Below are 14,302 nucleotides of genomic sequence, written 5' to 3'. Positions count from 1 at the left end.
GGCAGGAGGAATGAACGCGGGAAACGCGGGTTAATCCGCAAAGTTGCGGTTTTTTAGTCGTTACCGGCAATCAAAGGTCGGCGTAGCCAACTATCAGGCCAATGGAACGGCCACCATTGGGCCGTGGTTCAACGCTATTGCGCCGTAGTGCGACCTTTGCGCACCCAACTTCGATTAAACCCATGCCCGCTTACCCCATTATCCTCGCCATCGAATCGTCGTGCGACGACACCGGCGCGGCCGTCCTGGCCGGCGGCCAGCTGCTGAGCAACGTCGTGGCCACCCAAAAAGTCCACGAGCAGTACGGCGGCGTAGTACCCGAGCTGGCCTCGCGCGCGCACCAGCAGCACCTGCTGCCCGTCGTCACGGCCGCCCTCAAAGAAGCCGGCATCACCAAAGACGACCTCGATGCTGTGGCCGTTACCCAGGGTCCCGGCCTGCTGGGTTCCTTATTGGTAGGTGGTATGTTCGCCAAGACCTTAGCCCTGGCCCTCGACAAGCCGCTGTTGGCCGTGAACCACATGCGCGCCCACATCCTGGCCCATTTCCTGCGCGACCCCAAGCCGGATTTCCCCTTCCTCTGCCTCACCGTGAGCGGCGGCCACACGCAGCTGGTGGTAGTGAAATCGGCCCTGGAAATGGAAGTCATCGGCCAGACCATCGACGATGCCGCCGGCGAAGCCTTCGACAAAACCGCCAAGCTGCTCGGCCTGCCGTACCCCGGCGGCCCGCACCTCGACAAGCTGGCCCGCCAGGGCAACCCGCTGCGCTTCGCCTTCCCGGTAGGTGCCATGCCCGGCTACGATTTTTCTTTCAGCGGCCTGAAAACGTCGGTGATGTACTTCCTGAAAAAGGAAGTAGCCGCCAACCCCGATTTCGTGGCCGAAAACCTGCCCGACCTCTGCGCCAGCATCCAGCACACCATTGTGGCTACGCTGCTGCGCCAGCTCCGCCGCGCCGCCGCCGATACCGGCCTGACGCAGGTGGCGCTGGCCGGCGGCGTGGCCGCCAATTCCGGCCTGCGCACCGCCCTGGAGGCCGAAGCCGTGGCCCAAAACTGGCAGGTTTTCATTCCCGATTTCGCCTTTTGCACCGATAATGCCGCCATGGTCGCCATGACCGCGCATTTTCAGTATGAAGCCGGCGACTTCGCCACCCAGCTCAGCAGCCCCAACCCGCGCCTGAAGCTGACGTAGGTTTGTGGCATAAGCTTCAGCTTGTGCGGACGAACGTTCAACGATAAAACGCACAAGCTGAAGCTTATGCCACACTGACTACCGAATTCCCATCATGGCCAAAGACGATAAACCTGTTATCATCAACATCAAAAACCGCCGCGCCGGCCACGAATATACCTTCCTGGCCAAGTACGACGCGGGCGTGATGTTGCAAGGCACCGAAATAAAAAGCATCCGCGAAGGCAACGTGAACCTCACCGATGGCTACTGCACCTTCGACCAGCGCGGCGACCTCTGGATTCACAGCATCCGCATCGCGCCCTATTCCTTAGGTACTTACAACAACCACGACGCCATGCGCACCCGCAAGCTCCTGCTCAACAAGCGCGAGCTCAAGCAGCTGGCTGGCAAAGCTGTAGACCAGGGCCTCACCATCATCCCCCTGCGCCTGTTCGTGACAGACCGCGGCTTTGCTAAAATCGAAATCGCCCTCGCCCAGGGCAAAAAGCTCTACGACAAGCGCAACGACCTCAAGGAAAAAGCCCAGAAGCGCGACATGGAAAGAATGTGATGAATGTGGGTGATGTGGAAATGTGATAATTGAATGACTCTGTTTGAGGCGATAGTAGCATCTTTGCAGTCTGTGAAAGCGTGAACAGAAATTAATTTTCACATTTCCACATCACCCACATTCTCACATTATTTTGAATCCCGGCATCTGCGCGCTCAGCGCCGTCCCCGTCCGCGCCGAGCCCAACGACCGGGCCGAGCTCGTTACCCAACTGCTTTTTGGCGAGTGCTACCACATTTTGGTGAAGCAGGAAAGCTGGCTGCAGGTCCAGCTCGCCGCCGACGACTACATAGGTTGGATTGATGCCAAGCAGCACACGCCCGTTTCGCCCGAGTACTACGCCGCCTGGCGCGCCCAGGACCACCCCCGCGCCCTCGACGTAGTGCAGGCCGTGAGCGACGCTACCACCAAAATCCCGCTCACCCTGGGCTGCCGCCTGCCGTTTTTCGATGGCATGAATGTGCGTATCGGCGAGCGCAACTACTTCTACAACGGCACTGCCACCAACCCCGCCGCCGCGCCTGATACCGCCCGCCAGGCGGCTCTGCTGCGCAAAATCGCCGTCATGTACCTGAAGGCACCTTACGTGTGGGGCGGCAAGAGTGTCTTCGGCCTCGACTGCTCCGGCCTCTGCCAGCAGCTTTATGGCCTGCTCGGCATCCAGCTCCCGCGCGATGCCCGCCAGCAAATCGACCACGGCCGCCCCGTGCATTTCGTGCCCCAGGCCAAATTCGGCGACCTCGCCTTCTTTGATAACGCCGAAGGCCGCATCGTGCACGTCGGCATGGTGATGGACGAGGGCCAGATTCTACACGCCCACGGCGAAGTCCGCCTCGACCCGCTCGACCACAACGGCATCTACAACCGCGACCGGCAAAAGTATTCGCACAAGCTGCGGCTGATAAAGCGCCTGTTGCCGGAGTAGGGGGGAGCAAGAGTAAAAAGGCCGTCATGCAGAGCGCAGCGAAGCATCTTGCCTGCCACCACTAATTCATTCGATTGGATTACTGCTGCGAGCAAGATGCTTCGCTGCGCTCTGCATGACGGTCTTGCTTCGTCCCTGATTGCCCAGCTGAACTTAACCCCCACACGCTTGTTTATCTGCTCGGAAACCGCTAGCTTTCGGCGGGTTATCCGAAACCCAACGCGTGTATGGACCAAAAAGTGTTAGTGCTGAATGGCGACTATACCGCCATCACCCTGTGCAGCGTGCAAAAGGCGTTTGTGCTCCTGTTTCTCGACAAAGCGGAAATGGTAGCCAAGTCCGACGGCACGCTCCGAACGATTTCGCAGGCTTACCCCAAGCCAAGCATCATCCGCTTGCAGCGCTACGTGCGCGTGCCCTACAAGGGCATTGCTCTGAGCCGCCACAACATCTTCAAGCGCGACCATTTCGAGTGCCAGTACTGCGGCTCGCCCAAGAATCTCACGCTCGACCACGTCGTGCCCCGCTCGCGCGGTGGAGAATCTTCGTGGACCAACCTGCTCACGGCCTGCGCCCGCTGCAACCACGCCAAAGGCCACCAAACGCCTAATGAAGCGGGTTTGACCATCCGGCAGCAGCCCAAAAAGCCGACCTTGGCGGGCTTCCTCCGCCTCTCGGCCGGCACTATCGACCAGAACTGGCACGCCTATCTAAACTAAGTTTGGTCGGGCAGGGTTGAGGCGAAGTACATTTGTCCTTCATCATCCCCCAATTCCTGTCCATGGCCTTACCCAAATTCGCTGCCACCCGCTCGTTTCACACCGAGCTGAAAACCCGGATAAATCAATACTTTGAAGAATCCGGCCGGCCAATGACGGGTAATGCCAGCCTCTTGTTCAAGGCGATATTGCTGGTCGGCATCATGGTGGCGCTCTACGTGCATCTCGTATTCTTCACGCCTGCTACCGGCTGGGCCTTGCTCGAATGCGCTTTGCTGGGCTGCGTTATCGCGGCTATCGGCTTCAACGTGATGCACGACGGGGCCCACGGTAGCTTCTCGCGCTACCCCTGGATGAACCGCATCGCGGCTTACACGCTCGGCGTGCTCGGCGGCAGCCCCTACATGTGGAACTCCAAGCACAACCTCATCCACCACACCTACACTAACATTGAGGGCCACGACGACGACATCAACATCCAGCCCTGGATGCGGATGACCCCCGACCAGCCCAAGCACCCGTTGCACCGCTACCAGCACCTCTACTTCTGGGCCCTTTACTGCATGCTCTACACGTCCTGGATTTTCGCCATGGACTACCAGAAATACTTCACCCGTCAAATCGGCGCCATCGGCCTCAAACCAATGAATACCGGCGAGCACGTCAGCTTCTGGGGCTTTAAAGTCCTGAACCTCCTGCTCTATGTGGCTCTGCCCATCTACATGGTTGGCTTCCTGCCCTGGTTTGCCGGCTTCATGCTGAGCACTGCCGTTGCTGGCCTGGTCCTGAGTATGGTATTCCAGCTGGCCCACACTGTGGAAGATGCCGCTTTCCCCATGCCCCACGCCACCACCGGCAAGCTCGAAGACGAGTGGGCCATCCATCAAGTACGCACCACGGCCAACTTTGCTACCGATAACAAAGTGGTTAGCTGGCTGGTAGGCGGCCTCAATTTCCAGATTGAGCACCACCTGTTCCCCAAGATTTCGCACGTGCACTACCCCGCCATCAGCAAGATTGTGAAGCAGGTGTGCGATGAGTTCGATGTGAAATACAATAACTACGCCCGTACCCGCTCGGCCGTCGTGTCGCACGTCATGTTCCTGCGCCAGATGGGCCGCGCCGCGTAGAGACGCATATTTGCGTCTCGTCGTTGAACGATAACAGAAGAACAGAAAAGGCCCCGACGCAATTGCGTCGGGGCCTTTTGCATTGTTGCGAAACAGCTTTTGCTAACCAATAAAGGCCAGCAGGTCAGCCGTCAGCTTGTCCTTCTCGGTGAAGAACAGGCCGTGAGGTGCACCTTCATACACCTTCAGCTCCGCGCCAGCCACCATTTTGGCCGTGCGCTCGCCGCTTACCGCGAAGGGCACCGTCTGGTCCTTGTCGCCGTGAATCACGAGCGTAGGCACGGTCACTTTCTTCAAATCGTCGCGGAAGTCCGTACCCGAGAATGAGGTTACGCAGTCGTCCGTTGCATTGGGCGCGGCCAGCGTGGTCACCGTCTGGTTCCAGTTCAGTACCGCCTGGCTCACGGGGTGGCTAATCATGCTCTGGCCGTAAAAATCCTTGGCGAAGCTCTCCAGGAAAGCAAACCGGTCCTTGAGAATGCCCTCGTGCATGCCGTCGAATACTTTCTGCGGCACGCCGTCGGGGTTGTCGCCGGTTTGCAGCATGAAAGGCGTCACGGCGCTCACGAAGGCCACGCGGGCCAGCCGCTCCTGCCCGTAGTTGCCGATGTAGCGGGCAATTTCGCCGCCGCCCATCGAGAAGCCCACCAGCGTCACGCTGGTTAGGTCGAGTTCGGTCAGCAGCGCGTTCAGGTCCGAAGCCAGCGTGTCGTAGTCGTAGCCGCCCCACGGACGCGACGAACGGCCGAAACCGCGCCGGTCGTAGGCAATCACGCGCTTGCCGGCCTTCGCCAGCGCCACCGCCTGATGCTCCCACATGGTATGGTCGAGCGGCCAGCCGTGAATGAGCACTACCGGTGCACCTTGGCCCCAATCTTCGTAAAAAATCTGGATCGGATGCCCAGCTGCGTCGTTGCCTGCTTTGATGTAAGCCATTAGAAGAAGTTTTTTGTGAATTGACTTCTTCCTCTACTCTATGGTATCGAGCTAGGTTGCGTGGTACAAGAGTAAGATTGTGGCTTCCGACAATAATAAGCTGTAGCTCCTTTGTTTGCGCTGCTCAAATTTTTGAAGGATGATTAGCAACAACTTGTTTTCAAATTCCTGCAGGCTTGGGCCCGCATCCTGCCACTGAACACTTATCCTTCGTCCGGTATCCGGGTCTCGCTGCATGATAGAAGACAGGTGTATATCACATCCGAAAGCACCCCGCAGTTCGTTATTTCATAGAAATAGTAGGTCTGACTGATGGGCGAAAACACCACAAAGTCCTGCTGAACAGCAGTTCCGAGCGGATACTTCCGGTACCCATCGCTCGACCACCCATTTGTAGCGCTGTCGAGGGGAAAATTGGGGATGCTACGGCCGATTAGGTTCGTCAGGGAGTCAGCGTTTGTTCGAAATGTGCCTTCCCGGTATAATTGAATAATGCGTGCCTCTGCAAGTCGGTAGCTATTAGTGTGAAGATTATAAAAACTGCGAACGGCACTATTGTACGCACTGCAACCTGTCAGCCCAGCAATAGAGCAAGTGCAGTATGAGAAGATATGGAAGTAGCGCATAGCGGCTGAAAGGGTGCGTAAATGTAGGAATAGCTAGGGTGCTGGCCGAATAAGTTGTTAGCAAAACCGTCTGAAAACCCGTACCTTTGCGCCCCCGCCAGGGTGGCGGGCCTTGCTGCACAACGGCAAGGTGTTCAATAAGAACCGCGAATTGGCCCGGGTACCGGCCTTCTCGTTTATCTAAGCGGTACCCAAAAGCTATTATGGCAGAATTGATTGACGATTTCGACTGGGATAATGTCGGAGCCACCGGTTTTGGTGGAAACTACTCGGCCGACCAGCGCGCCGAGATGGAGCAGATGTACGGCGACACGCTGACCACTGTCCAGGAAGAAGAAGTAGTGACGGGTACCGTGGTTGGCATCACCGACCGCGACGTAATCCTGAACATCGGCTTCAAATCCGATGGTCTGGTGTCGATTACTGAATTCCGCGACCTGCCCGACTTGAAAATCGGTGACACGGTGGAGGTATTCATCGAAGACCAGGAAGACATCAACGGCCAGCTCATACTGAGCCGTAAGAAAGCTAAAATCAAGCAGGCCTGGAAGGCTATTTACGATGCCCTCGAGCTGGATACCATCCTCGAAGGTGTAGTGAAGCGTCGCACCAAAGGCGGCCTCATCATGGAGCTCGACGGCGTAGAAGCCTTCCTGCCCGGCTCGCAAATCGACGTGAAGCCCATCCGTGACTTCGACATTTATGTTGGTCGTCGCATGGAAGTGAAAGTGGTGAAAATCAACTCCGCTTTCGACAACGTAGTGGTTTCGCACAAAGTACTCATCGAGAAAGACCTCGAGAAGCAGCGTGAGGCTATCCTGAACAACCTTGAGAAAGGCCAGATTTTGGAAGGCAACATCAAGAACATGACCAACTTCGGCGTGTTTATCGACCTCGGCGGTGTCGACGGTCTGCTGCACATCACGGACATTTCGTGGGGCCGCATCGCTCACCCGAGCGAAGTGCTGACCCTGGACCAGAAACTGAACATCGTAGTATTGGACTTCGACGAAGCCAAGAAGCGTATCAGCCTCGGTCTGAAGCAGCTGACTCCTCACCCGTGGGATTCGCTGCCGGCCGACCTGCAGCCGGGCTCCAAAGTATCGGGCCGCATCGTGAACGTGGCCGACTATGGCGCTTTCATGGAAGTGGTACCCGGTGTGGAAGGCCTCATCCACGTTTCGGAAATGAGCTGGAGCCAGCACCTGCGCAACCCGCAGGACTTCATCAAGCAGGGCGACACGGTAGAAGCGCAGATTCTGACGCTCGACCGCGAAGACCGCAAGATGAGCCTCGGCATCAAGCAATTGACCGAAGACCCGTGGACCCGTGGCGATTTCGCCGACAAGTACGCCGTGGGCAGCAAGCACAGCGGCCTCGTGCGCAACCTGACCAACTTCGGCCTGTTCGTTGAGCTGGAAGAGGGTGTGGACGGCCTCGTGCACGTTTCCGACCTGTCGTGGACCAAGAAAATCAAGCACCCATCGGAAATGGTGAAGGTGGGCGATAAGCTGGACGTAGTAGTGTTGGAGCTGGACCTCGGCGCTCGTCGCCTGGCCCTGGGCCACAAGCAGCTGGAAGAAAACCCCTGGGATACTTTCCAGACGGTGTTCACCCCCGGCTCGGTACACAAGGCTACCATCACCGAGAAGTCGGAGCGTGGCGCGGTACTCGAATTGCCTTACGGCATCGAGGGCTTCGCTTACCCCAAGTCGTTGGTGAAAGAGGATGGCTCGAACGCCGAGAACGGCGAGCAGCTGGACTTCCGCGTAACGGAGTTCTCGAAGGATGACCGCCGCATCGTGCTTTCGCACACGGCTGTGTTTGACAAGGCTGCCGCTGCTGAAGACGATAGCCGTAACTCCAAGTTCAAGAAGAAAACCAACACCAAAGCGGGCGAAACCCAGGGTGAAGGCAAAATCAGCGACTTGAAGAAGACGGAAGAGAAGTCGACCCTCGGCGACCTCGACGCCCTGAGCGCCCTGCGCGACCAGATGATGGGCAACGAGCGAAAGGCTGGTGAGCAGAAGCTGAAAGCTGCTGCTGCTACCAAGCCTGCCGACGTTCCCGCCGCTGGCCCCGACAACGCCCAGGCGCTGGAGGATGGTGCTGCCGCTGGCAAAGGCGCTACGAATGCTGCCACGCCCGAGGCTGCCGCTCAGGCTGCTGCCACCATCGAAGGCACTGCTCCTGCTGCCGCCGAAGCTGCTCCGGCCGCTGAAGCTGCTGAGGAAGGTAGCCTGCTGGCCGGTATCACCGGTGCTGCTGCTGCTGCCCTCGACACCGTGAAGCACGCCGCTGCCGACGCTGTAGACGCTGTGACGCACTCGGAAGCTTTCCACAAGGCTTCGGAAGTAGCCGGTGACCTGGTGGACAAGGCCAAAGGCCTGGTTGCCGGTGACGACGCTGCCGACAAAAAAGACGACGAAGCCAAAGCCTAACCGCCTAGCTTAGTTGCAGAAAGGAGCCCCGGCGCATGCGCCGGGGCTTTTTTTGTGCCGAAACCTTGCCCAGCCCAAACCGGCTGCTTACCTTTGCTCTCCCAAAAGACCACTACTGGTGACGTGACCGAGTGGCTAGGTAGAGGTCTGCAAAACCTCCTACGGCGGTTCGAATCCGCCCGTCACCTCAGCAGCAATGCTTCGAAAAGCCCCATTTGCCACCCGGCCGATGGGGCTTTTTTCGTGGATAATGGGGCGGGTGGCGGGTTTTGTCCGCATTATGCCTACATTTCGTAGCCAAGCTGGGCCATTGGCCGTACTTGCGCCTGAACTCCGACTTTTACCACCCCATCCCTTATGAAGATTGTTGACCTCCGCACCATGCGCGGGCCGAGCTACTGGTCTGTGAAGCACCATAAGCTCATCGTTGCCAAAGTTGATTTACAGGAGTTTGCCGGCCAGTGGTCGAATGCCGTGCCGGGGTTTGCCGGGCGGCTGATGAAGCTATTTCCCAACATCGGGACCGTGCAGCCGGGCGGCATGAGCGGTAAGCAGGCCGCCAAGCACCAGCCCCTGACCCTGGAGGCGCTGAACGATGGCGAGCCGCTGGGCTACGTTATCCAGCATGTAGCGCTGGAGCTGCAGCGGCAGGCCGCCATGCTCGTGTATTGGGGCAAGAGCTACCCGGCGCAGGAGGAAGGGGTGGAGTACGTGGTATTTGCCTACCAGGAGGAGCGCGCTGGCCGCCGCGCCGCCGAGGCTGCCGTGGAAGTGGTAGAAGCCGTATGTCGCAAGGAAAAGGTGGATTTGAAGCCCATCATCACCGAGCTGCACGAAATCCGGGAAGATGAATTCTTCGGGCCGAGCACCTACAGCATCGTGGCGGAGGCCGCTTCGCGCAACATTCCCTATATCCAGCTCAAGAACACCAGCATCATTCAGCTGGGCTACGGCGTGAACCAGCGCCGCATCTGGGCTACCACCACCAGCCTGACTTCGCACGCGGGCGTGGAAGTGGCCGGCAATAAGAACCGCACCAAGGCAATGCTGAATGACGCGGGCGTGCCCGTGCCGCGCGGCACCACCGTGTATTCGGAGGCGGGCCTGCGCGATGCCATCGACGAACTGGGCTTCCCCATCGTGACCAAGCCGCTCGACGGCAACCACGGCAAGGGCGCCACTATCCGCATCATGAACTGGAAAGATGCCGCCGAGGGCCTGAAAGCTGCGCAGGTGTACTCGCGGGCCGTGATTGTGGAGCAGTTTATCGAAGGCTTCGACTTCCGCCTGCTGGTGGTGAACGGCAAGCTCATTGCTGCTGCCAAGCGCACACCGGCCGCCGTGACCGGCGATGGCAAAAGCACCATTCAGAAGCTCATTGATGAGGTAAACAAGGACCCGCGCCGGGGCATTGGCCACGAAAAGGTGCTCACCAGCATCAAGGCCGACAAGCACACGCTGGATATTCTCAAAGCCCGCAAGCTGACGCTGAAATCGGTGCTGCCCGCCGGCGAAATCCTGTACCTGAAAAGTACGGCCAACATCAGCACCGGGGGCACTGCCACCGACGTGACCGACCAGATGCACCCTTACAACGTGCTGATGGCCGAGCGCGCCGCCGGCATCGTGGGTCTCGACATCTGCGGCATCGACCTGATGGCCACCGATATTGCTATTCCGCTGAACGAGAGCCGGGGTGCGGTGATTGAGGTGAATGCCGCGCCCGGCTTCCGCATGCACATCGCGCCCACTGAAGGCCTGCCCCGCAACGTGGCCGCGCCGGTGGTGGATATGCTGTTTCCGCGCGGCAGCACGGCCCGTATTCCGATTATTGCCGTGACCGGCACGAACGGCAAAACCACCACCACGCGCCTAATTGCGCATCTTGTGGCCAGCAAGGGCTATAAAGTCGGCTTCACCACCACCGACGGCATCTACATCCAGGGCGTGCAGCTGCAAACCGGCGACTGCACCGGCGGCCAGAGCGCCGAGTTTGTGCTAAAGGACCCCACGGTGAACTACGCCGTGCTCGAAACGGCGCGTGGCGGCATGTTGCGCTCGGGCCTGGGCTTCCATAGCTGCGACATTGCAGTGGTGACCAACGTGGCGGCCGACCACCTCGGCATGCGCGACATCTACACCGTGGAGGAAATGGCCGCCGTGAAGGGCGTGCTGCCTCGCACGGTGCGCAAAAACGGTTGGGCTGTGCTCAATGCCGACGACGACCTGGTGTACGCCATGGCCCGCACTGTAGATTGCCGCGTGGCCCTGTTCAGCATGAACGAGCACAACCCGCGTATTCTGGAGCACGTGGAGGCCGGCGGCGTGGCGGCGGTGTACGAGGAAGGCTATGTCACGATTTACCGCAACAGCTACAAGCTGCGCATCGACCGGGCCGCCGAGTTTCCGGTGACGTTTGAAGGCCGGGCGGGCTTCAACATTGAGAACTGTCTGGCGGCGGCACTGGCCGGCTACCTGGCCGGGTTTGAGAGCGATGACATCAAAACCGCGTTGCGCACCTTCGTACCCTCGGCCACGAAAACGCCGGGCCGCATGAACGTCTATAAATTCCCCAAGTTCGACGTGATTGTGGACTACGCCCATAACACGGCGGGCATTACCAAATTCGCCGAGTTCATGGAAGCTACGCCGGCCACGCACAAAATCGGGGTGGTATCGGGCCTGGGCGACCGCCGCGACGAGGATACGCTGGGCTTTGCCCGCATCGCGGGCCGCATCTTCGATGAAGTTATTCTGCGCCAGGACCGCGACCTGCGCGGTAAGACGAAGGAATTCCTGCGTGAAATCATGGAGCGCGGCCTGCGCCTCGACAAGCCCGACCTGAAAATTACTTACATCGAGAAGGAGCCCGATGCCATCGCCCACGTGCTAAAAACGGCCCCGCAAGGCGCAGTTATCACGCTGTTTGCTGAGGATATTGCCGCTGCTACAGCTCAGCTGGATGAGTTCGAGCGAGCTGTCTGAACCGCGGATTTATCGGATTCGTCGGATTTTGTGGCCGATTTAGGTCATCAAAAAAGGCTGCCGATTGGCAGCCTTTTTTGATGACTGTGGGTATTCGGTATACGTTGAAAATCGGCAACAAAATCCGACGAATCTGCGGTTCAGACTTATTTGAGCGTGAACGTCGTCTTACCCATCAGCTGGCCGCTTTCATACAGCTCCACCGTGTGCAGGCCCTTCTTGTACTCGGCCCCTTTGGCATACACAAATTCCAGTTTCTGCTTGGTGTTGTCGTACACCACGTCCTGCTTTTGGGTGTAGAAAGCCTCTTGGCCGTCCACGGTGAAGGTGCCGCCGCCGGTGCTCAGGTTGTAGAGGGCCGCGCCATCGGGCTCCAGAATGCGCAGGTAGATTGCTTTGGTTTCTTTGGGCGATACGTCGTTGCGGGCCAGGTTGGCAGTGATTTTGACTTTCTCCACGCGCTTGGCTTTGAACTCCTCCTTATCGTCCTCCTTCTCCTTGTTTTTGGAGGTGATGATGGCGACGTGGATGTTGTCGGCCTGCAGGCGCGAGGCCACGCCCACTTTCTCGGCCAGCTCCTTATTGCTGCGCACCACCGTGCTGATGGTGTCGGTCAAGCGGTTCTGCTTTTCCTTGAGGGTGGTGGTTTCGGTGTAGAGCGACTCGTTGTCCTTCTTCAGTTGGGCAATGTCGTCGTCCTTTTTGCGCAGCTGGCCTTCCAGGTTCTGGGCGCGCTTCTTGAACAGGTTTTGCTGGGCAATAGAAAAGCTGCCGGCCTTAAAGGAGCGCAGCTTCAGCAGGTCGGCATTCACGCCGGCGATTTTGGATTCGAGCGAGTCGTTGCTCAGGCCCAGTGCCTGCAGCTCTGAGCTTTGGCGCTCAAAATCAGCCTTCAGGGCTTCGTACTGCTTGATTTGCTCCTGAAGCTTGCTGTCCTTGGCTTTTACTTCGGTAGTCAGTACTTCGTTCTGCTGGCCTTTCTGCTGGTTGAGGTAAAACAGAACGCCGTTGATGCCTAGGAGCACCAGCACGAGGGCTACCCAAAGGAGGACGCGGCTGTTGTTGGAGCGGGGTTCGGGGGTTTCGTTCGGGTCCATGCGGGAATAGTTAAGCGAGAGTAGCGGGAAAAAAATCAAGGATGGTGGCGCGGTGCGCCGCGTACCTTTGGCGTAAAAATAGGGGACTTTATTGCCCTGGCAAGTTTATTCTATACTTCGGCCACATGGAAACGGTTTCTGCGAACTTCGATGCGGCCTACTGGCAAGCACGTTACGCTGCCGGCCGCGACGGGTGGGATGCCCATACCATTACCCCGCCGCTGCGCGATTATTTCGACCAGCTCGATGTGGCCGCGCAGCCGCGCATCCTCATTCCCGGAGCCGGCCGGGCCTACGAGGCCGAATATCTGCACCAGCTGGGTTTCCAGCAGGTATTCGTGGCCGATATTGCCCCGGAAGCCCTGGCGGCGCTGGTCGCCCGCGTACCCGATTTTCCCCGGGAACACCTGCTGCTGGCTGACTTCTTTGCCCTGCCCAACGCCCCGGCCTACGATTTAATTGTGGAGCAGACGTTTTTCTGCGCCCTCAACCCCGCGCTGCGCCCAGCCTATGCCCGCCAGTGCGCCCACCTGCTACGGCCCGGCGGTACGCTCATGGGCCTGCTATTCGATACCGATTTCGGCCCCGTGCAGGAGCCGCCGTTCGGTGGCAGCCGGGAAGAATACCGGGCGTACTTCGCGCCCTACTTTGCGTTTCGCCATTTCGAAACGGCTACCAATTCGCTCAAGCCCCGGCAGGGGCGGGAGCTGTTTATTTGTCTGAAGAAGAAATAGGTTGTAGCGCGAAGCGGAAGCTTCGCGTCCGACCGCGTCACTTGCCAATTTGTTCTACGCTCCGCGAAGCTTCCGTTTCGCGCTACATCTCCCGAAACCCATGCTCCAAGCCCTCGCCAACACCCTCCCGCACTTCCGCCACACCAACTCCGGTCAGTTCTTCCTCATGGCCGGCCCCTGCGTCATCGAGGGCGAGGACATGGCCCTGCGCATTGCCGAGCGCATCAAGCACATGACGGATAAGTTGCAGATTCCCTTCATTTTCAAGGGCTCGTACCGCAAGGCCAACCGCTCGCGGCTGGACTCGTTCACCGGCATTGGCGATGAAACGGCGTTGCGCATTCTGCAAAAAGTAGGGCGTGAAATCGGCGTGCCCACGGTCACTGACATTCACGAATCGACCGAGGCTGCGCTGGCCGCCGAGTACGTGGACATGCTCCAGATTCCGGCCTTCCTGTGCCGGCAAACTGATTTGCTGGTAGCCGCCGCCCAAACCGGCAAAGTGGTTAACATCAAAAAAGGCCAGTTTCTGAGCGGCGAGGCCATGAAATGGGCTGTGGACAAGGTGCGCCAGGCCGGTAATCCCAACGTCATCCTCACCGAGCGCGGTAATTCCTTCGGCTATTCCGAGCTGGTGGTTGATTTCCGTAACCTGCCCACCATGCGCCGCTTCGAGGTGCCCGTGGTGATGGACGTGACGCACTCGCTGCAACAGCCCAACCAGGCCAGCGGCGTGACCGGCGGCCAGCCCGCCCTCATCGAAACCATTGCCAAAGCCGCCATTGCCGTAGGAGCCGATGGCCTGTTCATCGAAACCCACCCTACGCCCGCCACGGCGCTCTCCGACGGGGCCAACATGCTGCCGCTCGACCAGCTCGAAGCCCTGCTGCAAAAGCTGACGCGCGTGCGCCAGGCCATTCAGGACCGGGGCGAGGTGGAGCTGAACCAGCTGCCGTAGCC

10 protein-coding genes, 1 tRNA gene and 1 pseudogene are annotated in these 14,302 nt (G+C 58.9%); 10 read left to right on the top strand and 2 right to left on the bottom strand.

Features of this window, described 5'->3' with window-relative positions; translation table 11 throughout:
- The first annotated feature begins 182 nt into the window (after positions 1-182).
- The 5 genes from tsaD (at position 183) to KQ659_RS14815 (ending at position 4,523) form a co-directional block, all read left to right on the top strand.
- Complete coding sequence (tsaD, locus tag KQ659_RS14835; RefSeq protein ID WP_216680344.1) at positions 183-1,196, top strand: tRNA (adenosine(37)-N6)-threonylcarbamoyltransferase complex transferase subunit TsaD; 1,014 nt, start codon at positions 183-185, stop codon at positions 1,194-1,196.
- A gap of 94 nt (positions 1,197-1,290) precedes the next feature.
- Positions 1,291-1,749, top strand: coding sequence for an SsrA-binding protein SmpB (gene smpB, locus KQ659_RS14830; RefSeq protein ID WP_216680345.1), 459 nt, complete (start codon positions 1,291-1,293; stop codon positions 1,747-1,749).
- A gap of 133 nt (positions 1,750-1,882) precedes the next feature.
- Positions 1,883-2,674 carry a C40 family peptidase gene (locus KQ659_RS14825; protein WP_226915781.1) on the top strand — a complete coding sequence of 264 codons (792 nt, stop codon included), beginning with the start codon at positions 1,883-1,885 and terminating at the stop codon, positions 2,672-2,674.
- Positions 2,675-2,901: 227 nt separating this feature from the next.
- A complete protein-coding gene (locus KQ659_RS14820; protein WP_216680346.1) occupies positions 2,902-3,393 on the top strand; it encodes an HNH endonuclease in 492 nt (163 codons plus the stop codon).
- A 62-nt stretch (positions 3,394-3,455) separates the two neighbouring features.
- Positions 3,456-4,523 carry a fatty acid desaturase family protein gene (locus KQ659_RS14815; protein ID WP_216688315.1) on the top strand — a complete coding sequence of 356 codons (1,068 nt, stop codon included), beginning with the start codon at positions 3,456-3,458 and terminating at the stop codon, positions 4,521-4,523.
- Between the two features lie 102 nt (positions 4,524-4,625).
- On the opposite strand, the gene KQ659_RS14810 is transcribed toward KQ659_RS14815, so the two are convergent.
- Positions 4,626-5,459, bottom strand: coding sequence for an alpha/beta fold hydrolase (locus KQ659_RS14810; protein ID WP_216688316.1), 834 nt, complete (start codon positions 5,457-5,459; stop codon positions 4,626-4,628).
- Positions 5,460-6,288: 829 nt separating this feature from the next.
- Between KQ659_RS14810 and rpsA the strand changes: the two are divergent.
- The 3 genes and pseudogenes from rpsA to cphA form a co-directional block, all read left to right on the top strand.
- Positions 6,289-8,094 (top strand): annotated as a pseudogene (rpsA, locus tag KQ659_RS14805) (30S ribosomal protein S1); the annotation flags it as partial.
- Positions 8,095-8,643: 549 nt separating this feature from the next.
- Positions 8,644-8,714 (top strand) — tRNA-Cys (locus KQ659_RS14800).
- A gap of 169 nt (positions 8,715-8,883) precedes the next feature.
- Positions 8,884-11,511, top strand: a complete 2,628-nt coding sequence (cphA, locus tag KQ659_RS14795) for a cyanophycin synthetase (protein WP_216680351.1) — start codon at positions 8,884-8,886, stop codon at positions 11,509-11,511.
- A 146-nt stretch (positions 11,512-11,657) separates the two neighbouring features.
- Here cphA and KQ659_RS14790 read toward each other — a convergent pair whose 3' ends face one another.
- Entirely contained in the window at positions 11,658-12,608 is a 951-nt protein-coding gene (locus KQ659_RS14790; protein WP_216680353.1) for a hypothetical protein, read from the bottom strand.
- Positions 12,609-12,733: 125 nt separating this feature from the next.
- Between KQ659_RS14790 and KQ659_RS14785 the strand changes: the two genes are divergently transcribed.
- Together KQ659_RS14785 and kdsA are read left to right on the top strand one after the other, a co-directional pair.
- The gene (locus KQ659_RS14785) at positions 12,734-13,342 is read left to right on the top strand and encodes a methyltransferase domain-containing protein (RefSeq protein WP_216680354.1); all 609 of its coding nucleotides are present in this window, start codon (positions 12,734-12,736) and stop codon (positions 13,340-13,342) included.
- Positions 13,343-13,442: 100 nt separating this feature from the next.
- Entirely contained in the window at positions 13,443-14,300 is an 858-nt protein-coding gene (kdsA, locus tag KQ659_RS14780) for a 3-deoxy-8-phosphooctulonate synthase (RefSeq protein WP_216680355.1), read from the top strand.
- Positions 14,301-14,302: the final 2 nt, after the last annotated feature.

Source organism: Hymenobacter siberiensis, assembly GCF_018967865.2.
GTDB classification, from domain to species: Bacteria; Bacteroidota; Bacteroidia; order Cytophagales; family Hymenobacteraceae; genus Hymenobacter; species Hymenobacter siberiensis.
This window is presented reverse-complemented; position numbering and strand designations above follow the sequence as displayed.

Bases quoted from the DNA above. Each gene is read 5' to 3' on its own strand.
- tsaD (WP_216680344.1), top strand. From the start codon at position 183: ATGCCCGCTTACCCCATTATCCTCGCCATCGAATCGTCGTGCGACGAC.
- smpB (WP_216680345.1), top strand. From the start codon at position 1,291: ATGGCCAAAGACGATAAACCTGTTATCATCAACATCAAAAACCGCCGC.
- KQ659_RS14820 (WP_216680346.1), top strand. From the start codon at position 2,902: ATGGACCAAAAAGTGTTAGTGCTGAATGGCGACTATACCGCCATCACC.
- KQ659_RS14815 (WP_216688315.1), top strand. From the start codon at position 3,456: ATGGCCTTACCCAAATTCGCTGCCACCCGCTCGTTTCACACCGAGCTG.
- KQ659_RS14810 (WP_216688316.1), bottom strand. From the start codon at position 5,459: ATGGCTTACATCAAAGCAGGCAACGACGCAGCTGGGCATCCGATCCAG.
- cphA (WP_216680351.1), top strand. From the start codon at position 8,884: ATGAAGATTGTTGACCTCCGCACCATGCGCGGGCCGAGCTACTGGTCT.
- KQ659_RS14790 (WP_216680353.1), bottom strand. From the start codon at position 12,608: ATGGACCCGAACGAAACCCCCGAACCCCGCTCCAACAACAGCCGCGTC.
- KQ659_RS14785 (WP_216680354.1), top strand. From the start codon at position 12,734: ATGGAAACGGTTTCTGCGAACTTCGATGCGGCCTACTGGCAAGCACGT.
- kdsA (WP_216680355.1), top strand. From the start codon at position 13,443: ATGCTCCAAGCCCTCGCCAACACCCTCCCGCACTTCCGCCACACCAAC.